Here is a 23,134-nt window from a genome sequence, read left to right on the forward strand (position 1 = left end):
AACCGCTAAAAACTCATAAAATCAATCCGTTTGATGATAATTCAACCGCTTTGATCACTGCGCGAGCTTTTATTTGCGTTTCATTCCATTCAGATTCAGGATTTGAGTCTGCAACTAGCCCTGCTCCAGCCTGTACATAGACCTTTTTATCTCGAATAACACAAGTACGGATTGCAATCGACATATCCATTTCGCCGTGCCATCCCAAATATCCTACTGCCCCGCCAAACACACCTCTTTTCACAGGCTCAACTTCATCAATAATTTCCATTGCACGAATTTTTGGTGCACCCGATAAAGTACCGGCTGGGAAAGTTGCTTTAAATACATCTAGCGCATCGATATCATCACGAACTTCGCCTTGTACATTTGAGACAATGTGCATGACATGCGAATAGCGCTCAATCACCATTTGATCTGTCACTTGCACCTTGCCAATTTTAGAAACTCGCCCAACGTCATTTCGACCAAGGTCAATCAGCATTAAATGCTCAGCGATTTCTTTTTCATCAGAAAGCAAATCTTTTTCTAAAGCAAGATCTTCTTCTTTAGTTTTTCCACGTGGTCTGGTACCTGCAAGAGGACGCACTGTAGCAATACCATTTTCTAAACGAGAAAGAATTTCTGGCGATGACCCTACAATATGGAATGGCTTTTTATCTGTAATCGTTTGCCCTTGTACCAGAAATAAATAAGGTGATGGGTTCAAATGACGTAAAGCACGATAAACTTGTAAAGCCTCTCCATCGAAATCAGAAACCATACGCTGCCCCGGAACAACCTGCATCACATCACCAGCACGTATATATTCTTTAACTTTTTCGACTGTCTCTAAGAATTTCGCTTTACCAGTAATTGATTCAAAATGTGGAGGTGTATGCGGCTTAGCTTGCAAACTAACTGGAGTAGCTAACAACTGTTCTAATTCATCTAATTTTTTCTGAGCGTCTTCATAAGCATTACTCTGCTCTGTATCCGCATGAACAATTAAAAATAAAGTATCTTTAAGGTTGTCAAAAACAATGACTGTCTTTGAGAGCATCAACCACAAATCCGGCAATGTAATCGGATCAGCTATAGGAACGTTCTTTAAACGTGGCTCGATATAACGGACTGCGTCATAGCCCAAATAACCCACTAATCCGCCCGTAAAACTTGGTAAGTTTGGTAAAAGCTCAGCAGATGGCACTTTAAATTGCTTCTGAAATTCACGAATATATTGAAATGGGTCTTGGCAATCTTGTTGTGTAATTGAGCCATCAGCATGTTGTATAGATAGAACACCTGCATTACACGAGAAAACCGTCGACTCTCCTAAACCAATCATAGAGTAGCGTGCCCAATTTTCGCCACCTTCGACTGACTCAAATAAATAAGCTTGCGTGTGGTCTTTAAAACGAGCGAAAACAGATAAAGGTGTTTCTGTGTCTGCTAAGCGTTGGCGATAGACTGGAATTGTGTTGTAACCAGCAGCCTTAAGTTGCTCGAATTGCGCTAATGTTGTCATGAATTTTCTCTAATATGGTTTCGATTTAAAAGTGTGTTTTTCTAGATTCGGTTTAGACACGCCATCGAAAAACCATACGCTTATTCATTCTGATCTCCATTTCATTCATTAAATAATTAACTCAGCAAGACTATCAACAACTTGCTGAGGTTGGCAATCATAGATATTTTCTCCATGATTATAGCCATAGCTAACCACAATACAATCAATTCCAGCACGACGCGCAGCCTCAATATCATTACTTGAATCTCCAATCATTAATGATTGTGAAGCAGATATTTTTAGGCTTTGCATGCAATGCAATAATGGCAATGGATGAGGCTTTCTCTCAGGTAAGCTGTCCCCACCAAGTACGACTTGAAAATATGGAGAGAGCTGTAAAGCATCAAGCAAACCTTGGGCAAGTTGTACAGGCTTATTGGTAACGCATGCCATTTGTATATTCAAAGTTTTACAATGTTTTAAAAACTCGGTTACACCAGGATAAATTTGAGTATTTACACAGAGTTCTACACTATATATATCAATAAATTTTTCTAATAAGACTTTATGTTGTTCAGGATCTAATTTTCCAAAAATATGGAGTAGAACACTTTCACAGAGTTTTGAAGCTCCCTTACCCACCCATTCTCGTATTTGGACTTCTGTTACCAATGGCCAACTTAGCGCCTCTAAACTTAAATTCATAGACCGATACAAATCAGCAGCAGAATCAACCAACGTCCCATCTAGATCAAATAAAATTAAATCGCGCTTACTTAGTTGTGCAACAGACATCTTTTTTCTACTCAAAATTAAAAAGGCATGCGTTTAGCATGCCTTGATTGTAAAAGCAGCAAAGGATTATTTAAAGAATAACCATGCCAATACCGCTAAAATTACTAAAATAATAATAGTGATTAAACCAACTGAGGCATTCTTCTGTTGCTCTCTTTCTTCAGCAACACGAGAAACTGGCTCATCAAAAGCGATAGGTGTTTGCTGTTGTGCATTAATATCTACACCCTCTGGAATAGGTGCAGGTTTTGGAATAGAAATATTCTGCGGCATACCATCGCGACGAACTTCCACTTCTGCAGCACGCTCTGCAAGGCTCGGCATTCCTTGATCGCTTAAATCTGGAGATGATGTTGTATTTACAGGCTCGGCTTCAATTTCAGGTAATTCCGTGATTTTCTGTGCAGGTGCCAATACAGAAAATTTAAAACTAGCAAACTGAACAATATCACCATCATGTAGCTGCTTTTCTTGCTCAATACGAATATCGTTTACAAATGTGCCATTCGATGAATTAAGGTCTTGCACCCATAGCGCTTGATCTTTTAGAAGCAATGCAGCATGGCGACGTGAAATTTCAGCAGCTTGTAACAACACATCAGCATCTTGATGACGCCCTACCAACATATCGCGATCAACATTAATTTCTTGGCCAGTAATTTCACCAGTAATTGCTTGTAGTTTCCAAGTCATGCGTATGTCCTATTCATTTTTTATCAATCATAACATGCTACTACTGTGCTGTGCTTGGGCGCAGTGTCGTTGTTGTTACTGTATTTTTAGTACGATTAACTTCAGGATCAGGTAACTGTAAGGTTTGCTTTTGCACTGCCGGCTCTACCGCTACAGGTGTAGTTACCGTCGAGGTTTTTCCACCTGATGGAACCTGTTGATAATTCTTTGGCTGAGAGGCAATACTAGGTGGTGTCATCTTTTGATTATAGACATCATCAACTTGCTCAGGCAGTTTTGCAAAGTTGCCATTTTTATCCATAGCCAATTGCAAGCTATAAAGCTGGCTATAGCGCTGCTGAGACAAACGGCGCACATCATTTGCATCACCCACAATTGTTGGGTGGATAAAAACAAGAAGGTTACGTTTTACATTGCTTCTATTATCTGAGCGGAACAAACGCCCAACATAGGGAATACTACTTAACCCAGGTATACCTTGTCTTGAAAGTGACGTGTCATCCGACACCAAACCACCAAGCACTACTGTCTGTCCATGCTCAGCCAAAACAGCAGTTTTAATGGCACGTTTACTTGTTACTAAGTCAGCTGCTTGTCCACGACTGTCTTGAACAGCAGAGACTTCTTGCTCTACTTCCAGACGAACTGTACCACCCTCACCGATATGTGGAACGACTTTTAATGTCACACCGACATCTTTACGCTCAACCGTGGTGTATGGGTTGATACCCGTACTGTTTGTAGTGACCGATCCTGTTACAAAGGGAACGTTCTGACCGACAACAATATAAGCCTCTTCATTATCCATCGTCACTATGGATGGTGTCGAAAGCAAATTTGATTTGGTATTAGTTTTAAGCGCTTGAATTAATGCACCATAAGCCTTACGGGAATTCTCAAAATTACCCAGAGCCAAAGTTGCCCCATTACCTTTATTAGCACCTCCAGCGATAGCGGCTGCAGCCCCAGCGGAACCACCCGATAAATAACCAGCAGCAATAGAAGATAAACTAGCACCTACATTACTAAAGCTAAGTAAACCAATCCCACTAGATAAATCACCAAGTGCCCATTGAATGCCAAGTTGATCCGCATCATCTCCTGACACTTCGATAATTGCAGCTTCAATCAGAACCTGCTGACGACGGACATCTAGCTGCTGAATAGCAGATTCAATTTCGCGCATTAATTGAGGATCTGCCTTAACTACTAACGAGTTTTGGGCATTATCCGCAATAATGCTCACACCATTTTGGCTAAAGCTAGAGATATTGTTCTGATTATTATTGTTCGAATTACCGTTTAAATTAATAGATGGCGTAGAAATTGAGCTACCATTTGAACCAGAGGTATTTGAACTAGAATTCTGGTTATTACCCATCAAATTATTGATCGGATTCGATGAATTAGAAGAACTATTATTACTATTTGACGAAGAAACAGCTTGTCCTGTTACGAGGCCTTGCAAAATCTCAGATAAATTTTTTGCACTTGCATATTTCAATCGAAAAACTTTTAGACCACCTAAACGGTCGGCCGAAGGCACATCCAGCATTTCAATCATATGGCGAATACGCTTACGTGTTTCAGGATCGCCCTTAACTAAAATACGATTTGTTCGGTTGTCTGCAATAATACGGATACGTGCACCGTTAAAATCTTTAGATGCTCCCGTAGCGCTCATTGCCTCCAGTTGAGTAATGATTTCTTCCGCTTGGCTCGATTGGAGACTTATCGCCTCAATATCATTTTGGCCAGTACCATCTAGATTACGAATAATATTTTCAAGTTGGTAAATATTCGCAGCTCGGTCCGAAACAATCAGCGCATTAGTGCCTGCTATCGCAGCCATATGTGCGAATTGAGGCATTAAAGGACGGAGTGCTGGAATTAAATCATTTGGATTTGTATTTTCAAGCCAAATGACTCGGGTAACAATCTGATCACCACGCAATTTATTTCGCGAATCGTAAGGGATTCCCGAATTTTTGACATTACTATCTGGTACCAGTTTAATGGTGTTACCCGAAGGAATTGCCACCACTCCATTTACGTTTAAGACCCCAAGAAACAGGTCGTAAACTTCATTCTTATTCAGAGGCTTATTCGATATAACTGTGACGTTACCACGTACTCGTGGATCTACTGCAAAGTTTTTACCCGTAATATCTGCCACTTCATTAATAAATGCAGTTAAGTCAGCATCACGTAAATTGATCTTCCATGTTTGGGCATAGACACTGCTGCTCACTGTCGCAATCAATGGGGCTGCTGCAAGTAATGCCCAAAGTGGACGTTGATGATTCAATAAAGCCATAACTTGCGATAATTCCTAACTCTTATGGTGACGTGTTATCACTAAAAATTTTGTTGTATGGTCATCACTTGATCACCACGTTTTATTTCTATTTTCACTTGCCCAGCTCGTCGAGCCTGTTCAAGTAACTGCACATCCGTTTGTCCCTGCCCAACCGTTTGACCGTTTAATGAAACAATCCGATCACCCGGCCTTAAACCTAACTTATTTCGAAGCGCAGTGGGTGTACGTTCTGTAACTTCAAAACCCTCACTGGAGTTCCCACTAACACCCATGTCACGCAGATATTGTTCACGGTTGCCTTGCATTTGCTGAATAGCTTGCCCTAACGCCTCTTGAGCAGTATTAACAGGTGCTGACGACTGAGGTGCAGTAGCAGTTGGTTGTGATGCATCTGGCGTCATAGGTTGATATAAACCGTTTGGCAAACCTTTAAATTGGAGTTCACGAGTACTTCCATTACCTTGACGTAATATCACGTGATCCCAATAAACTTCTGCCAACTGATAAGAGGTAGAACCTATTGTTTCTCCTACCCGATATCGGTCGGCAGTATTATCTAGCTTAATCACAGCCGAAGAAAAACGATTCGGATAACCCAGCATTACGCCTTGTAATTCTAGGTTGACATTTTCCTGTGCTGCATTGGCTGAAGGTTCATTAAAAAGTGAAAAAGTACTAATGTTAGGAATTTGTGGCTGCTGTGATCCTAACTCGACCCGATCAAATTGCATCATTTGAGGAGGCGCAATTACCCACCAAAATAATGAAGCTAATTTCCAACACAACCATAAAACCAAAAAGGCAAATACAACTACACTTAACCGATCTAATTTTTGCCACTGTAATTGCTGTAATTTCTCAATCCATACTTTCATTAGTTACCCCCTTGTATTAAGGGTTGACGAGAACTAATGACAAACGTATCCAAACCAGCTTTTCCATCATAAGATGGAATATTAAGTAATAATCTTTGGGTGAGCTGCACATCAAGCATCATGTTGGCATCTAATAAGAGATTCGCCATTTTTTGACTGCGTTGATCACGTATATCAACTTGTAATTGTCCATTTTGATCCGTTAATTGCCCATTTAAAGAAGGCATATTCATACGGTCTTGACGATCACCAATATTATAAATTAAAGCACCGCCACCCCAATGTAATTGACCATCAACTGCGGCGAACCCCTGCTCTTTCTTATAATTAAACTCAATATCTTTCAGTTGAATGCTGTTCGTAGGCCATTGCCAATTCACAATTTGTTTTAATGTTTCAGGCGCAATTTGACCATTCATAGCCTTTACAATTACTTTTTTCCCCACACCATAGCCCATTACCCCAGCTAATTGGGTATTACCACTATGGATATCTACATCAGCAGCGAACCTTAATAAAAACAGGTCAAGAGGTCTAGTTTTCCAATGAATCGAACCTCTCAAAGTACCACGCCGCCAATCTGCTTGGCCTTGCCAGATATTTCCACTTACATTGTGTAGAGTTTGATTATTCTTTGAAAATTTAGAAATAAGCCAAGTCGCCGGGATCTGTAAAATAATAAAAATTAAAAATGCAATGAGGGCAAAAAACCACCACTTCCATTGCTTAGACTTTTTCTTCATTCAGCCTTACCAACATGCAAATTATCGTCCTTATTTTGAGAGTAGCTCCCTAGTCTGACATTATGCATACTTTTTCAACATCGCCAATTCACTTCATATAAAAAAACCAAGCAATCGGACTTGGCTTCGGTATTGAGACTATAAGTTGAACGTATGACAAAATCATGAAAACTTGGCGCTCAATGAAGTAAATGCACATTTGATCTCAACAATTCATTGAAAGAGCAATTTAAACACTCAATTTTTTAAATAATATTTATAGCAAAATTTTGAGATATTTTTATCAATAAAAAAGCCAAGCAAATTTGCTTGGCTTTTAAAAACGGCAATTTGATTAGATTAAGAAATCTTCAAGTTTTGCGCCTTTTTCAATTTCAGCAACTAACCAGCGTGGTTGTTTACCGCGACCAGTCCAAGTCTCTTCAGCATTGTTTTTGTTACGGTAACGAGGCTCAACAGATTTACGAGTTGTTTTCTTACGTTTTTGAGCACCGAACTCAAGAAGTTGTTCAACACTAAAACCTACATTTTCAGCAATCTCGATAATTTGATTATAAGCATCTTCGATTGCTTGATCTTTTTTACTTGCAATTAAAGCTTCTGCTTCTTCTTGTAAGCGTTTTAACTCTTCAACAGATAATTCACTGATATCCGGTTTCATTAATAAATACTCCAGTCTTACAGACAATTCAAAATAATACAGACAAAATTTAAAAACATAAAATCAAGACCAATATTATTTATAATCTATTCAATAAGCAATAGTTTGAAAGCCGTGTTCATCAGAATAACCAAAAAAATTACCTTTTAATTACATTACCAATTATAAATGAAATATATTTTATTAATATTTATTTAAAATAAATGTATTAAGTCATGCCCAACTGATTTTTCTAGCTCAATAATTTTTTGTTTTATTTCCTGCGGTATTTCGCATTTTCGTTCTGTTAATTTATCAACGCATACCATAACAGCTTCACCAGTAGCGACTATTTGTTGTTGGGTTTCACTCCACAATATATAAGCCATACGGAATGCGCTATTACGGAGCTCTTCCACGCGAACACCAATTTTCAATACATCGGGATAAAAAACAGGCTTTAAATATTTACACTGACTTGAAGCTACTACGGTATATAAATGTGGGGTTAATATATTGATTGCTTCCATATATAAAATACGTGAGCTTTCAATATATCGATAATATTGTACATTATTGACATGACCAAAAGCGTCCATATCTCCCCACGCTACTTTTTGTTCATATATTATCGGGTAGACAGACAGTTCTTTCATTTTTACCTCATATTTTAAACTTTAAAAAATTTGCATCATTTTCAAAGATTAGATTTAACTGTTTGATTAACACATCATCTTCTTTAAGCGTTGACTTAATACGCAAATAGCTCATTAAAATATTATCTGGATATAATAACAATAATGTTTCAGCTTCTGCTTGACGCCCAGTTGCCATATAGACATGCCATTTTGCAAAGGTTAAAACTGGTAAACTCATATATTGATTTTCGAACTCAATAATTTTTTCTTCGACATCGGCATAGTCTGGAACTTGTTTAAGCAATTGTTGCTGAAACCATAGATAAAATACTTCTGGGTCAAATTGCTCTTTTAATAAGTGGAGTGTTAACGCCGCATGTTGCATGCTCATATCTGGCATGCGTGCTAACAGTTTTAGCCATAACAACTTACTACTATAAGGTCGAGTTTGAATCTCAGACTCTAAATCCAAATAACGTTGCTGTAAGGCATGTAAGTCATCAATAGAGGCTTGGTCAAATTGCTGAAGAAGTTGTTGCAACCATAAATCACGGTGCTCAGCATCTAGCAAACCATATTTCATGGAACGTAAATACACCCATGGATGTTGCAGCGCTAATTGCCCCCATAACGCAGTTAATTTTTGCTGGTAAGCAGTTTCTATTTCTTGTAACCAAGGCGATAACTGATGCTGGTATAAAAATTCAAGATGAGTTAATGCACGGTCGGCTTCATTTTCGGCCAAAAATATTTCAATTCGCTGTAACTCTGCCAATTCAAATGCCATAGGTGATGATTGATCGAGAGCAGCCAATGCTTTTGGATAATCCCCACTTAAAACCAGAAATCTGGCATCAATAATATTTTTTAAAAGCCCTGATTGAGTAAAAACACGTTCAATAAATACACGTTGATCTTCGGCCGCTTCTAATAACCAAACAATACCCAATTGTTCATAAGGATGAAGGTTTTTAAACTGGAAGATGTTTTCACTTTTCCTTTGTTCACGAGAGGAATAACGTTTAATCCACAGCCATGCGAGTTGAGCAATAAAACTCATCACTACAAAAGTAAGAGTTAATCCCCAGACATTTGTTTGCAGCTGCAATTGTCGCCAGTAAATATAGACATATCCCATTCCATAGTCATAGCTAAATAAAGCTAAGGCTGCAAAGAGTATTAAGCTGATGACGACATAAACCCACAGGAGGTGCTTCATATATCCTCCTTATGAGCCAATTAGCCCAAGTGTAGAGAGTTTAGGAACTGGCACGACTGATAAATGTGCCACTTTAGCAATACGTTTTTTTAACTGCTGACTTGTTGCATCAGGCATTTCATCTAACTTTTGCATCACAGATTGCAACTCATTTTGATACTCAGTCATTTTTCCTTGATTGAGTGCCTGTTCAGCAATTAATAATCTTAATTGCACTTCTTTAAGCACGACACTGCGACTCATTAAATTAATAGACGGCGTTTCTACTTTTTCTATACGGAACCATTTTTTCCACCAAGACACAGTCTCGGATTGATCCATTTCAAGTTTAGGCTGGGCTAAGGCTTGTTGAATATTCTTATCAATGTTCTGTAATAAATCATCGATTAGTTGATGGCGTTGATTTTGAGCCAAAGTAAACTGTTGAACTGCCTGTTTATCCTGCTCGAGCGATTGATTCAAGCTATGTTGCAATGCTGGAGCAATTTCATAGTGCACAAGCGATTGCTGTAACTGGTTTAATTGATCAACTGCATAAATCAACTGCTGCTGATCAATTGCAAATTGAATTAAATCTAACTTTTGTTTAATTAGAACTGTAGGAGCAATACCTGTCGGCGTTGCATCTGGTTGAGCGACTGAACTGGTTTTACTCCCTGTATTCACAGGTTGATTCTGCAACTGTCGCTGTAAAGCAACCAATTGATCATTTAAATTGGCATAGTGCTGTTCGGATTGCAGCAGGCTTTGTTTAAGCTCGGGAACAGTACGAGAAATTTGCCACATATCGTAGCTGAGCTTAGCCAACCAAGCTATGCCCAGCAAAATGATGATAGAAACAAGTTTTCTCATATGAATCCTTATAATGCCTGAATGTGATGAATCATCCCCGAAGGCGATAAATTTTCAAGTTGAATAATGTGAAAATGAGCCTGTTGCTGATCGCGATACTCTTTAACAATTTGAAAAAGACGAGGTCCCAAAACCAGATATACACCATCAGGTTGTACATTATTTTTTAAGCAAAGCTCTAACCAATACTTCCAGCTCGCTTCACTGGTAATTAAGACGAGCCATTTATTTAAATTATAATTCGAATTCTGTGTCAGATGTTTGAATGTAGAATATGACGCTTCTGGGCACTGCCGATAATATAGAACAAAATTTAAAATCTGAATTCCTTGTTGTTGCAAGGTCTCCATCATAAATTGGCGTCCACCTTCTCCCCGCCAAAAAGCCACGCTACCCGTCTGTTGCATATTATGCAGAATAGGTAGGTTCAACATCCCCTCAGAAGTTTCAACATCGGGGATATGTGCTTGTATTCCATATTCGTTTAGACAATTGGCTGTTGCTTGCCCTACCGCAATCCACTGAATATGTTTTAAATCGCTAATTTTTAAACCGCTTTTTACTAAATATTCCACACCCACTTCAACAGCGGTTGGGCTGACGACCACAATAGCTTGCGCCCTAACTAATTGTTGGTAAAGCTGGAGTAAGTGTTCGGAAAAGGGCTTAGCAACGAGCTCTAAAAGTGGTAAAGACTCAACCTGATAACCTTCATTTTGCAAAGCTTCTGTTAATTCAGCTGCACGCGAATCAGGTCGAGTATTAATAAACAACATGGTTTAGTAGAGGGCCTTTAATAGCTCGCCAGCACCTTGATCAAGTAAGTTTCGAGCAAGGTTCTCACCCAATTGCTGAGCATTATTGGCTTCGTCTGTCAGTTCAGCACGTAATAATGTTTGGCCATCTGGGCTTCCAACACGACCTTCGATATGGATTTGACCATTTTGTAGTGTGGCATAACCTGCAATTGGGACCTGACAACCACCCTCAAGATAGGCATTAAATGCACGTTCAGCACGTACACAAACATCTGTTTCTGCGTGTAATAAAGGTTGAATTAAAGCCAATACATCTTGGTCAGCTGCACGGCACTCTAAACCCAATGCACCCTGTCCCACAGCAGGCAAACTAATATCTGGTGTTAAACAATGACGGATACGTTCTGACAAACCTAAACGCTTCAAACCGGCACTGGCCAGAATAATCGCATCATATTGACCTTCATCTAGCTTCGCTAAACGTGTGCCAACATTTCCACGCAAGTCAATAATTTGCAAATCAGGACGTTGTTTTAAAATCTGAGATTTTCGACGCAAGCTTGAGGTACCAACTTTTGCACCTTGTGGTAAATCAGCGAATTTTTCAAACTGATTTGAAACAAAAGCATCTAACGGATCTTCACGCTCACAAATCACTGCTAAAGTTAAACCCTCTGGCAAAGCCATTGGGACATCTTTCATTGAATGTACAGCTAAGTCTGCACGCCCATCTAAAAGTGCTGCTTCTAATTCTTTAACAAATAGCCCTTTGCCCCCAATTTTTGCTAAAGGCGTATCTAAAATTTTATCGCCCTGCGTGACAAATTTAACCAGTTCCACCGTTAAATCAGGGTGAAGCTCCTCTAAACGGGCACGAATATGTTCTGCCTGCCAAAGAGCAAGTGGGCTTTGTCGTGTAGCAATTTTCAAGGTTTTCATAAATTCAAGCATGGGCTGGTCAAACAATACACCCTAAACTTAACTTGATCCCTTAAAATTGCAAGTAAAATCTCGCAAGTCCCAGATAACTCTTTTAAATTTAAAGCTGATGAATTCGCTCTCTAAGCGTAGATAAATGCCGACGGCTCACCGAAAGTCTTTCATCAAGACCACGTAATCTAACCTGATATTGCCCCGAACTGACTAGCTCCAAACCATCTAAATATGCAACCGAAACCAACGCATTTCGATGAATACGAATAAACTGATCTGCGAATTCGGTTTCAAGCTCTTTTAATGTTTCATCTATTAATACACTGCCATTTTTATGTCTCACAGTGACATATTTCTGATCTGCTAAAAAGTAATAGATATTTTCAACAGGAATCAGTTCAACACCACGATAGGTTTTTGCGGCAATTTGATGACGCTGTGTCTTTAAATCTTGTAAAAGCTCAGAATTTGGTAATGCATTGAGCTGTGCTTGAGTAAGTTGGGTTAGCTGACTTAAAGCTTGCTCAAGTTCAACAGGATCAATCGGTTTAAGAAGATATGCTTGAGCCTGAGCTTTAAAAGCGTCCAATGCATGCTGATCGTAGGCGGTACAAAACACAATCGCAGGTCGAGGATTGAGTTGACTTAACTGTTCTGCACAGACAAGCCCATTCATACCTGGCATTTGAATATCAAGTAAGATTACATCCGGTTGATGAAGCCGTGCCTGTTCCAAGGCCTCCTGTCCATGATGAGCCGTTGATACAACCTCATGTCCCATCTTTGAAACTAAACGTGATAAACGCTCCACTGCAAGTGGTTCATCATCACAAATTAGCACCTTCATTCATCCTCCTTGTCACCGTTAACTTGGTCCATTTTTTTATGGTTAACTCTGACTGACTTATTATTTTGTTTGATATTGATAGCTCATAATAGTGGTATATAAAGCTTCACCTTTATAAACCTGAAATCTAACGGTGTTTCCATAATACGCTTTCAGGCGCTGCTTAACATTTTCAAGAGCGATTCCATGCCCTTTCCGTGAATTTATTGTATCGTCTGTATATGGGTTGGTAATGACTATACTGACCTGATTTTGCAATATTTCAACCAATACCCCTATGGTTGCTTTGCCCATCATTGGTTCTACCCCATGAAAAATACTATTCTCTAACAAAGGTTGTAATGTCAATAAAGGAATAGTGATCTGTTTTAGTTGCACAGGTGAAAGCTCGATCTTCCAATCAACTTTTAAACGCTCACCTAGACGGACCTGCTCAATCATTAAATATTGTTTACTCAGCTCGATTTCTTCATGCAGACTCACCAATTTTAATTCTTGGAAACTCGCTCGAAATAAACGCGACAAACTAATGAGCATGCTTTCTGCTTTATCTGGATCTATCGCAATTAAACTCACCACATTATTTAAACTATTAAATAAGAAGTGAGGGTGAATTCGTGCTTGCATGGCCTGAATACGTGCATTTAATTCGGCATATTGCTGATGCAACCATTGTTGCCTGACATATAAATAACGTAAGCAGAAGGCCCCGAGTAATATTCCATAGCTTAGATATAAAGGTACATTGGTAAAATAAACACCCCAGCCCTGCGTTAATGACGCATGTTTATGTAAAAGACCAAACTGAAAAAAATTACTCATTAAAGTGGTCAAAACAACAATACTTTGCAGCATGACAAAACCAATGACCAAAGCAAATTCTTGACGTAAGCTGCTAAAAAAACCCTGAAAGCGTTCAACCAATGCAAAAAAGGACAATATTACCCAGTTAATAAAAACGATGTATTGAAAAAGCCTTCCCCCGCTTAAGGCTTGCCAAGACTGCGCTTCAGCCAATGCCAGAACCAATGCCAAAACATTACTTGCGATAATTAATTCGAATAAGTGTTGCCAACGCCCACTTTTCGTAAAAAAATAGGAGGAATTTTGATTTCGGTATGCCGTAGAAAACAACTTTGTTTGTTGAGCTTCGGCAAGTGATATACTCTTTTTTATTTTACTGAGCCACCATGACCACATCTTCAAATCCCCCTAATTCAGTAACCCCAGACCAAACCTCAGGTATGTGGGGTGGTCGTTTTTCTGAAGCGACGGACGCTTTTGTAGCCGAATTTACCGCCTCGGTTCAGTTTGACCAACGTTTTTATAAGCAAGACATCGCTGGTTCGATTGCGCATGCTACCATGCTTGCGAAAGTTGGCGTACTCACAGAAGCAGAACGCGATGACATTATTGAAGGTTTAAGCACCATTCGCTCAGAAATTGAGGCTGGAAACTTTGAGTGGCGCATCGATCTTGAAGATGTTCACATGAACATTGAATCACGTTTGACTCAACGTATTGGCATTACAGGCAAAAAATTACATACAGGTCGTAGCCGTAACGATCAGGTTGCAACTGATATTCGTCTTTACCTACGCGACGAAATTGATGATATTTTAAAATTATTAGAACGTTTACAAAAAGGCTTGTTAGGCTTGGCTGCCAAAAATGTAAATACGATTATGCCAGGCTTTACACACCTACAAACCGCTCAACCAGTAACTTTTGGTCATCACTTGTTAGCGTGGTTTGAAATGTTGGTACGTGACACTGAACGTCTCCAAGACTGCCGTAAACGTGTTAACCGTATGCCGCTTGGATCTGCTGCTCTTGCGGGTACAACTTATCCAATTGACCGCGCATATACAGCAGAGCTTTTAGGGTTTGAAGCTGTATCTGAAAACTCTCTTGATGCTGTATCTGACCGTGACTTTGCCATCGAATTTAATGCAGCTGCTGCACTTATCATGATGCATTTATCACGTATGTCAGAAGAGCTCATTCTTTGGACTTCTGCACAGTTCAAATTTGTGAATATTCCTGATCGCTTCTGTACCGGTTCTTCAATCATGCCACAGAAGAAAAATCCGGATGTTCCAGAACTTATTCGCGGTAAATCTGGCCGTGTATTTGGTGACTTAATTAGCTTACTTACGCTCATGAAAGGTCAACCATTGGCATACAACAAAGATAACCAAGAAGATAAAGAACCTTTATTTGATGCAATCGATACGGTTCGTGGTTCACTCATGGCATTTGCAGACATGATTCCTGCATTGGTTCCAAATATTGAAATCATGCGTGAAGCTGCTCTTCGTGGATTCTCAACTGCAACTGACCTTGCTGACTACTTAGTGAAAAAAGGCGTAGCGTTCCGTGATGCGCATGAAATTGTAGGTAAAGCAGTAGCATTAGGTGTTGCGGAAGAAAAAGATTTATCTGAGCTCACACTTGAGCAGTTACAGCAATTCTCTGACTTAATTACAGCAGATGTATTTGATAAAGCCTTAACTCTAGAAGCTTCTGTAAATGCACGTGATCATATTGGCGGAACTTCACCAAAACAGGTTGAAGCTGCGATTGCTCGTGCCCATACACGTTTAGAACAGTTATACGCTTAAGGATAAATCATGAGTCGACAAGTATTTTGCCGTAAATATCAAAAGGAAATGGAAGGTTTAGACTTCGCTCCTTTCCCAGGTGCTAAAGGCCAAGATTTTTTTGAAAATGTTTCTAAGCAAGCATGGCAAGAATGGTTACAACACCAAACTACGCTAATTAATGAAAAGCGTTTAAACGTGTTTGAACCAGAAGCTAAAAAGTTTCTGGAAGAACAACGTGAGAAGTTCTTTAACAATGATGAAAGTGTAGAAAAAGCTGAAGGCTGGAAACCAGAATAATCGGTTTGTTTTAGCTTAATCATCATTAAAAAGGCGGGTCTATATACATAGATCCGCCTTTTTTTACGTGAAACTTACACAAACATAAAAAGCCTTACATAGAGCGCACAGGACTCTACATGACATCAAAAAGCGAAGAACTTAATATCACTCTATAGCAAGAAGAACACGATCCCTGTCGTGTTTATGCACTTGATTTTCTGTCCTGAACTTCCCCCCAAAGTTCGGGACATTTTTTTATCTATTATTTTTAAAAATAAAAAGGCCTTGCTTCAAACAAGGCCTTTAAATATTTCAGCTCAAGATTACTTTTCGTGGACTTTGGCTTCAATTTCTTCAATTTTGGTATGACGAGCATCAAAGCCTTTGGCCATATAAATCACTTGCTCAGCAATGTTACGTGCATGATCACCAATACGCTCTAATGAACGTAAAACCCACATGACATTAATTACACGAGCAATATGACGCGGGTCTTCAATCATATATGTCATTAATGTACGTGTTGCTGATTGATATTCACGGTCAATGTCAGCATCAGCTAAAAGTACACGTAAAGCTTGATCTGCATCTAAACGTGCAAAAGCATCAAGTGCATCATGAATCATGACACGAACTTGATTACCAATATGACGTGTTTCCATGTAGCCACGTGGTGATCCACCTTCTTCACACAGATTTTGTGCAATACGGGCAATTTTCGCTGCTTCATCACCAATGCGTTCAAGGTCAGTATTGGCTTTGCTCATGGCAATCACCATACGTAAGTCAATCGCTGCCGGATGACGACGCGCCAAAATCAACGTCAAGCCTTCATCAATATCACGTTCATATTGATTGACTGCATTATCTTTAAATTGAACATCAATCGCTAAATTTGCGTCGGTATCAAGTAAAGAATGAATTGCATTTGCAACCTGCTGTTCGACCAAGCCACCCATGGTCATAAACTTTGTGTTTACATCTTGCAAATCTTCATTAAATTGAGAAGAAATATGATGGCTTAACACCGGATTACTCGGACTCAAGGGAAGCCTCCAACATGATGGCGCGGGAATAAAATGATTGAGCATTAAAACACAGCAATCATTAAGTTTTTATGACAAAATTAAATTTCAGATAAAAGCATTTAATTACTGATAAGTTAACCAGCTATTAAGCTCGACTAGATCTTTTTCGCCTAACTGGCCTACCGCAGCTTTTAAACGAAGCACATTCAATAAATAGTCATACTGAGCATTAAGATAATCCTGTTTTGCAGAAAAAGCATTACGCTGCGCCAATAAAACATCAACCATACTTTTCAAGCCTTCGTTATAACTCGCTTTTGAAGCTTGAGAAACCAAAGAAGATGAATCCATTGCAGCCTTTCTTGCTTCAAGTTTGGCTTGATCTGTGTCTACCTGCATAAACGCACTTTTCACATCGACATTGGCACGGCGAATGGCTGCATCAAGTTGTGCCTGCGCTTTACTGGCTTCTACAGTGGCTTTTTTAATTGATGTTCGGGTCCGTCCACCATTAAATAAATTCCAGTTCATTTCTACACCGACCTGATCAAATTTTCCATCAGTCGAAATGAGTGTCTCTGGTGTTTGTTTAGTATAGCCATAGCTCGCCACAGCATCTATTTGAGGATAAAGTGCTGCCTTTTCGACACGGCGCTGGTCTTCACTATATTTTTGCTGTAAACGGGCTTGCTGGATCTTTAAGTTTTTTTGCTGTGCCAAAGAAAGCCAGTCATTAAGCTCTGCTGGATAAGGCTTTTGAAAATTAAAATCACTTCGCAGTACAGCGAGTTTATCTTGATAAGAACCGATATATTCAGAAAGCTGCTCTTGGGCTAAAAGTAATTGAACATTGGTTGAAATACGATTGGCTCTAGCATTTTGATATTGAGCATTTGCTTCACTCACATCACTACGTGCCACCAACCCTTCTTTGAGTTTGGCATTCATCATATTGAGCTGTTCAAGCAAAGCCTTTTCTTCTTGTAAGTATGCAACACTCAGAGCCTGCTGCCGCAACACATTAAAATAGGCTTCTGCCACATTTAAAACATGATCTTGTTTTTGCAGCCTTAAAGTGATTTCACTAAGTGCAACCGAAGTTTTAACTTGTTTATAACCTTCCCAAGCATCCATTCGAAATAATGGCTGACGTGCAGTGAGAGTCGCTTGTCGAGTCGTTGACGTACTACTTACCAAAGCATCTGACAGGCCTTCTTGATCAACACCTGGAAAGTTTGAACGTTTTACAGTTTGTCGATTACGGGTAATGTTTCCAGACAATGTGACAGTAGGTAATAACGCCCCCGTTGCTAAGCCTAAGTTCAGTTGATCTGCTTCATATTGTTGTTGATTGGCTTGCCACGTTGGGTCATTTTGTTTTGCGCGCTCATAAGCTTCAACCAAATCTAGAGCAAAACTCGAAGATGCAAAACTCCAAAGGCCAACAGCGACCATTAATTTTATTTTCATTGTTCAAATCAACGATAAAACTTGCCTTTAAGACTAAGAAAAATTCAAATCAAACTCAAGCCATTAAAAGTTTTAGTTTTTAAGCGTTCTTAGTTTTTGACAAGATTAAAATACAAATAAAAATCAGTAACATGCCTATCCAACCCAGCCATGAAACATGCTCACCCACCAAAACGATGGCAAAAATCGCAGCCACTAAAGGTTCAAATAAAGTTAAGGTCGTCGCTTTGCTGGCATTTACTGTTTTTAATCCAAAACCGAAAAGTAAATAACCCAAAAACATAGGAATCAGCATCATATAACCAGCCACAAGTAAATTGGTTGAGCTATGCAATAACCCTCCACCTGTAACCAACAAAGTAGGAAGCAAAATAACTGCCCCACCCCCCATAATCATGCCCATTGCAGCTTTAGAGGCAACACCCCGATCTATTAATCTTTTTGCGGCCCATGAATAAAGTGAATAAGTTGTAGCTGCGACAAGCCCAAGAAAAATACCGAAGAATTTATTCCATTGATTTGTACTCTCTTGGATCGCATGACTTTCCCCCATCGATAACATACTTACACCAAGCACGCCGCACACAAAACTTAGAAACCAGATAGCCGATAAAGCTTTGCGGTCAAAAAATCGCTCTAAAATTGCTGCTATTAATGGAGCGGTACCAATTGAAACAACGGTGCCAATCGTAATGCCCGCATAATGCATTGAGGAATAAAAAGCCAAAGGATAAATACCAACCGCCACTACCCCTAAAAGCAGTATTGAAAGATTTTCCCTTATAAACTGACGGTTTTCGCGTATTGCTCGTGATGCAACCAAAGCTTGTAAAAGTCCTCCACCGCCCATAGCTACGGCACCAATAGCGAGTGGGCCAAGTGTCGGTGCAAATGCTGCCGCCGTACCTGTTGTTCCCCACAAAACAGAAGCAACCAAAATCGCAATTGTGCCCCCATAGCTACTATTTTTAATGAGGCTAATCATGTAGGCATTCTCTATTTAAAATATCTTCTGCCATTTGTTTTGCTAATAGAAGTTGACGACTGTTTCCTTCTAAACCTGCTCGTGCCATAGAACCCTCTAAAAGAAAAGAAAGCTGCGTAGCTACATAGTTAACGCGCTGTGAGTCTGGTATTAATTTTTTTAAATGCTCAGCAACAATACCTTCCACTTCTTCTTTATGCTGCCTTACAGAACTACGCCCTGCACTATTCGCTGGAAACTCTGCGGCAGCATTCAATAACCCACAACCTCGAAACCCTTTTTCGTAGGCAAATTCTGCATGGTCCTGATAGGCATCAAACACAGCCAAAATGGCTTCTTTAGCTGTGTTTGTTTTTGCTAAACGCTTTTGATAGAGATCGAGCCACTCTTGATGGCGTGCAGCAATATAGGCATCAACAAGATCGCCTTTTGAAGAAAAATTATTATAAAGCGACATCTTAGCGACATCGGCTTTAGCCGTAACTGAATTGATTCCTGTTGCAGTAATGCCATCGTTATAAAACAAGCTTGCTGCTGCATCGAGAATTTTCTGTCTTGCTGTTTTATCATTCATAGCTTTTACTTAAGTAGACCGACCTACCTAATAATAAAGATTTCTAACAATGATGCAATCGTTTTAAGCGTTATAATTTGAGCAATATTAATTTCTATAAAAGTACAATGATGAAAAAAGTTCTAATGATGAGTATGTGCAGTGCACTACTTTTGGCTGGATGTAATAAAACATCACAGCAAGATCAGGCTGTATCTAAAGAGCAAAAACCAACTGAACAAAAGGCTACTCAAAAACAAGACAGCAGTTGCTTACAAATTATGGCTGCTACGCAGAAAATCAACCAAAACAGCAAAATAGAAGATTTAAATCAAATTAATGAAAAGCTTAAAAGCTGTGTTCCCTCTTTAAAAAATGATGAGCAGCTTAAGCTTATTGATGCTTCAACTGCGATGTATCAACGTTTTCTTAAACAAGACTACACTGAAAAAACAGGGAGAGCTTTTGAAGCATTTGGCTATGCCGTTTTAGAACAGAAACAAGACCTTAAAAAGGTCATCCAAACCCAGAAAAAACTCTTCGACCAACTTAGCCCGCGTGATCAATATTTACTTCAACATGAAGGCCAAGCCTACATTGAACTTCTCTATCAAGGTGAGGGTATGTTTACCTATCGACGTCAGCCAAACTATTTAGTTGAGGTTTTTTCTACGTCCTTACCAACAGACCAAAAAGAGTTCTTAACTCGTATGGCCAAAGATAATCAGGATATTTTCTATAACGATGGTGCGTTGGCCATTTCATGGAAAGAACTTACTGAACGAGCACTTTTTTGGGAAAAATTTATTCAGAAATATCCAAAAAGCCACTTTATTAGTGATGCAAAACGACTATTTAATGAATATCGCTATTTTATTTTCTTTGGTTTAGATAACACGCCAGTGTCAGATGAATATGCACCGAATACGTGGTTTGATAAAGATGCTCTTCAACAAATTCGGTTTTTGTCTACACAAAATCAGTCGAGTTTAGCGAAATCCGCTCAACTGTTTCTTAAGTTTATTGCCACTCCTGTAGAGGAGCGTAATAAGCAATTTAAAATAGATTTAACTGATAAAAATGGTGATAAAAAATCAAATTATCAGATTACTCATGAACAGCTTGAGCAGCTATTAAAATTTGATTCGCCATGGAACACGGAAGTCTATCGTGACTGCCATATGGATGCAGTTTGTATAGATACAAATTGACAATGCCAGCCAACCTAAAACATGTTAGTCTGTAAATCGCTTGACGGAGCGCGAGTAATAGCTCGCTGAGATTGTGTAAATTCTGTGTTATCGCAACACAAGTTTGATCACAAGTACCGTTGAACCTGATCAGGTTAAGACCTGCGTAGGAATCAAGCCATCTGAAAACTTAAAGCCTTAAATTTATCTCATAAAGATAAATCCGCCATCGTTTTTGGTCGTGCTTGATTCGTTGATGTTATTCATAAGGATCATGTGATGAACCAGTTAACGAATCTCTCTTCTGCTGAAATTTCAGCACAACATGAACAAGATGCAAAAGATTTAACCCGCATCTTACCCGCTTCTAAAAAAGTTTATATTGAGGGTTCTCGCCCTGACATTCAGGTTCCAATGCGAGAAATTTCTTTAACCGACACCCCTACTGGTCTTGGCGGTGAACATAACCCTCCTGTTATGGTATATGACACTTCAGGTGTTTATACCGACCCAAATGTTCAAATTGATTTAGACAAAGGTTTACCTTCAGTTCGCCAAAACTGGATTGAAGAGCGTAACGATACTGACGTACTTTCTGGTTTAACTTCAAAGTTTGGTCAAGAACGTTTAAAAGACATTCGTACCGCTGATATTCGTTTTGCGCACATTCAAAATCCACGCCGTGCCAAAGCAGGCAAAAATGTCACTCAAATGCACTATGCCAAGCAAGGTATTATCACACCTGAAATGGAATATATTGCAATTCGTGAAAATCAACGCCAGCGTGAAGGTGTTGATATGCGTCAACATGCTGGACAAAATTTCGGTGCAAAAAACTTAAAAGAAATTACACCTGAATTTGTTCGCCAAGAAGTTGCTGAAGGTCGTGCGATCATTCCTGCCAACATTAACCATCCAGAACTTGAGCCAATGATTATTGGCCGTAACTTCTTGGTTAAAATTAATGCCAATATTGGCAACTCAGCACTTGGCTCTTCAATTGACGAAGAAGTTGCAAAAATGACTTGGGCAACGCGTTGGGGTGCCGACACTATTATGGACTTGTCGACAGGTAAAAATATCCATGAAACACGTGAATGGATTATTCGTAACTCACCTGTTCCAATCGGTACTGTACCTATTTATCAAGCGCTTGAAAAAGTTGATGGTGTTGCAGAAGATCTGACTTGGGAAATCTTTAAAGACACACTAATTGAACAAGCCGAACAAGGAGTTGACTACTTCACAATTCACGCAGGTGTATTACTTCGCTACGTACCACTTACAGCAAACCGTTTAACAGGTATTGTGTCTCGTGGTGGTTCAATCATGGCGCAGTGGTGTCTAGCACATCATGAAGAAAACTTCTTATACACACATTTCGATGAAATCTTTGAAATCATGAAGGCTTATGACGTTTCATTTAGCTTAGGTGATGGCTTACGTCCGGGCTGTATTCAAGATGCAAATGACGAAGCACAGTTCAGCGAACTTAAAACCCTAGGTGAGCTGACTCACCGTGCATGGGAACATGATGTTCAAGTCATGATTGAAGGCCCTGGTCATGTACCAATGCACATGATTAAAGAAAACATGGACCTTCAGTTAGAAGTGTGTAAAGAAGCACCATTCTATACGCTTGGACCATTAACAACAGATATCGCTCCGGGTTATGACCACATTACTTCTGCAATTGGTGCAGCCATGATTGGTTGGTACGGCACAGCGATGCTTTGTTATGTGACACCAAAAGAACACTTAGGTTTACCAAACAAAAAAGATGTTAAAGACGGGATTATTACCTACAAGCTTGCAGCACATGCCGCCGATCTTGCCAAAGGACATCCGGGTGCACAGGTACGTGATAATGCCTTATCAAAAGCACGTTTTGAGTTCCGTTGGGATGATCAGTTCAACCTAAGTCTAGACCCTGATACAGCACGTAGTATGCACGATGAAACCTTACCAAAAGAGGCTCATAAATCTGCACACTTCTGCTCAATGTGTGGTCCAAAATTCTGTTCAATGAAAATCACTCAGAATGTACGCGACTATGCCAACAACCTCACCAATAACGATTCAGAGGTTGAAGAAGGCCTCAAAGCGATGAAAGAGGTTTATCAGGAGCAAGGTCAAAAACTGTATCATAAAGTGTAAATATTCAAAAAAAACACTTGCCTAGCCCTGATTCTCGGTTAGGATGAAATAAATAGATTTCGTC

Annotated in this window: 22 protein-coding genes and 1 riboswitch; of the genes, 4 read left to right on the forward strand and 18 right to left on the reverse strand. The window is 39.4% G+C overall.

Annotated features, from left to right (window positions below):
- Positions 1-13 precede the first annotated feature (13 nt).
- The 14 genes from trpE to ACXM0J_RS05560 all read right to left on the reverse strand — a co-directional run bounded on the left by trpE (position 14) and on the right by ACXM0J_RS05560 (position 14,002).
- Positions 14-1,507 carry an anthranilate synthase component I gene (gene trpE / locus ACXM0J_RS05495; protein WP_086265337.1) on the reverse strand — a complete coding sequence of 498 codons (1,494 nt, stop codon included), beginning with the start codon at positions 1,505-1,507 and terminating at the stop codon, positions 14-16.
- A gap of 108 nt (positions 1,508-1,615) precedes the next feature.
- Entirely contained in the window at positions 1,616-2,284 is a 669-nt protein-coding gene (locus ACXM0J_RS05500; protein WP_086265338.1) for a phosphoglycolate phosphatase, read from the reverse strand.
- Between the two features lie 66 nt (positions 2,285-2,350).
- Positions 2,351-2,977, reverse strand: coding sequence for an FHA domain-containing protein (locus ACXM0J_RS05505; protein ID WP_086265339.1), 627 nt, complete (start codon positions 2,975-2,977; stop codon positions 2,351-2,353).
- Positions 2,978-3,017: 40 nt separating this feature from the next.
- On the reverse strand, positions 3,018-5,294 hold the full coding sequence (gene gspD / locus ACXM0J_RS05510; protein WP_086265340.1) for a type II secretion system secretin GspD: 2,277 nt from the start codon (positions 5,292-5,294) through the stop codon (positions 3,018-3,020).
- A 41-nt stretch (positions 5,295-5,335) separates the two neighbouring features.
- A complete protein-coding gene (locus ACXM0J_RS05515) occupies positions 5,336-6,172 on the reverse strand; it encodes a type II secretion system protein N (protein ID WP_086265341.1) in 837 nt (278 codons plus the stop codon).
- Positions 6,172-6,915 carry a type II secretion system protein N gene (gspN, locus tag ACXM0J_RS05520; protein ID WP_032005861.1) on the reverse strand — a complete coding sequence of 248 codons (744 nt, stop codon included), beginning with the start codon at positions 6,913-6,915 and terminating at the stop codon, positions 6,172-6,174. The genes ACXM0J_RS05515 and gspN overlap by 1 nt, the downstream gene beginning before the upstream one ends.
- Before the next feature lie 334 nt (positions 6,916-7,249).
- Positions 7,250-7,576, reverse strand: coding sequence for an H-NS histone family protein (locus tag ACXM0J_RS05525; protein WP_000801427.1), 327 nt, complete (start codon positions 7,574-7,576; stop codon positions 7,250-7,252).
- Positions 7,577-7,770: 194 nt separating this feature from the next.
- Positions 7,771-8,211, reverse strand: a complete 441-nt coding sequence (locus ACXM0J_RS05530) for an acyl-CoA thioesterase (RefSeq protein ID WP_213034426.1) — start codon at positions 8,209-8,211, stop codon at positions 7,771-7,773.
- Positions 8,212-8,218: 7 nt separating this feature from the next.
- On the reverse strand, positions 8,219-9,412 hold the full coding sequence (locus ACXM0J_RS05535) for a heme biosynthesis protein HemY (protein WP_213034427.1): 1,194 nt from the start codon (positions 9,410-9,412) through the stop codon (positions 8,219-8,221).
- Between the two features lie 9 nt (positions 9,413-9,421).
- Positions 9,422-10,264 carry a hypothetical protein gene (locus ACXM0J_RS05540; RefSeq protein ID WP_086265342.1) on the reverse strand — a complete coding sequence of 281 codons (843 nt, stop codon included), beginning with the start codon at positions 10,262-10,264 and terminating at the stop codon, positions 9,422-9,424.
- 8 nt (positions 10,265-10,272) lie between these two features.
- Positions 10,273-11,040: a uroporphyrinogen-III synthase gene (locus ACXM0J_RS05545; RefSeq protein ID WP_086265343.1), complete on the reverse strand. Its 768-nt coding sequence runs from the start codon at positions 11,038-11,040 to the stop codon at positions 10,273-10,275.
- A gap of 3 nt (positions 11,041-11,043) precedes the next feature.
- A complete protein-coding gene (gene hemC / locus ACXM0J_RS05550) occupies positions 11,044-11,961 on the reverse strand; it encodes a hydroxymethylbilane synthase (RefSeq protein ID WP_057082133.1) in 918 nt (305 codons plus the stop codon).
- A gap of 100 nt (positions 11,962-12,061) precedes the next feature.
- Positions 12,062-12,802, reverse strand: a complete 741-nt coding sequence (locus ACXM0J_RS05555; RefSeq protein WP_086265344.1) for a LytR/AlgR family response regulator transcription factor — start codon at positions 12,800-12,802, stop codon at positions 12,062-12,064.
- Between the two features lie 60 nt (positions 12,803-12,862).
- On the reverse strand, positions 12,863-14,002 hold the full coding sequence (locus ACXM0J_RS05560; RefSeq protein ID WP_139841478.1) for a sensor histidine kinase: 1,140 nt from the start codon (positions 14,000-14,002) through the stop codon (positions 12,863-12,865).
- Between ACXM0J_RS05560 and argH the strand changes: the two genes are divergently transcribed.
- Positions 13,993-15,426: an argininosuccinate lyase gene (gene argH, locus ACXM0J_RS05565; RefSeq protein ID WP_002121138.1), complete on the forward strand. Its 1,434-nt coding sequence runs from the start codon at positions 13,993-13,995 to the stop codon at positions 15,424-15,426. The two genes, ACXM0J_RS05560 and argH, sit on opposite strands and share 10 nt — an antisense overlap.
- Before the next feature lie 9 nt (positions 15,427-15,435).
- A complete protein-coding gene (locus ACXM0J_RS05570; RefSeq protein ID WP_000089995.1) occupies positions 15,436-15,705 on the forward strand; it encodes an oxidative damage protection protein in 270 nt (89 codons plus the stop codon).
- A 305-nt stretch (positions 15,706-16,010) separates the two neighbouring features.
- Here ACXM0J_RS05570 and phoU read toward each other — a convergent pair whose 3' ends face one another.
- The 4 genes from phoU to ACXM0J_RS05590 form a co-directional block, all read right to left on the reverse strand.
- Entirely contained in the window at positions 16,011-16,733 is a 723-nt protein-coding gene (phoU, locus tag ACXM0J_RS05575) for a phosphate signaling complex protein PhoU (protein ID WP_000075183.1), read from the reverse strand.
- Positions 16,734-16,838: 105 nt separating this feature from the next.
- Positions 16,839-18,185 carry a multidrug efflux outer membrane protein AbuO gene (abuO, locus tag ACXM0J_RS05580; RefSeq protein WP_005804090.1) on the reverse strand — a complete coding sequence of 449 codons (1,347 nt, stop codon included), beginning with the start codon at positions 18,183-18,185 and terminating at the stop codon, positions 16,839-16,841.
- Between the two features lie 79 nt (positions 18,186-18,264).
- On the reverse strand, positions 18,265-19,170 hold the full coding sequence (locus tag ACXM0J_RS05585; protein WP_086265346.1) for a DMT family transporter: 906 nt from the start codon (positions 19,168-19,170) through the stop codon (positions 18,265-18,267).
- The gene (locus ACXM0J_RS05590; RefSeq protein ID WP_262470545.1) at positions 19,163-19,744 is read right to left on the reverse strand and encodes a TetR/AcrR family transcriptional regulator; all 582 of its coding nucleotides are present in this window, start codon (positions 19,742-19,744) and stop codon (positions 19,163-19,165) included. The genes ACXM0J_RS05585 and ACXM0J_RS05590 overlap by 8 nt, the downstream gene beginning before the upstream one ends.
- Before the next feature lie 107 nt (positions 19,745-19,851).
- On the opposite strand from ACXM0J_RS05590, the gene ACXM0J_RS05595 reads away from it, so the two are divergent.
- Together ACXM0J_RS05595 and thiC are read left to right on the forward strand one after the other, a co-directional pair.
- Positions 19,852-20,934 (forward strand): hypothetical protein, encoded by a 1,083-nt coding sequence (locus ACXM0J_RS05595; RefSeq protein WP_213034428.1) that lies wholly within the window; start codon positions 19,852-19,854, stop codon positions 20,932-20,934.
- 34 nt (positions 20,935-20,968) lie between these two features.
- Positions 20,969-21,103, forward strand: a riboswitch (TPP riboswitch).
- Between the two features lie 89 nt (positions 21,104-21,192).
- Positions 21,193-23,070: a phosphomethylpyrimidine synthase ThiC gene (gene thiC, locus ACXM0J_RS05600; protein WP_086265348.1), complete on the forward strand. Its 1,878-nt coding sequence runs from the start codon at positions 21,193-21,195 to the stop codon at positions 23,068-23,070.
- The last annotated feature ends 64 nt before the right edge of the window (positions 23,071-23,134 follow it).

The sequence above is a fragment of the Acinetobacter sp. GRABPA_MV_2 genome (genome assembly GCF_056725885.1).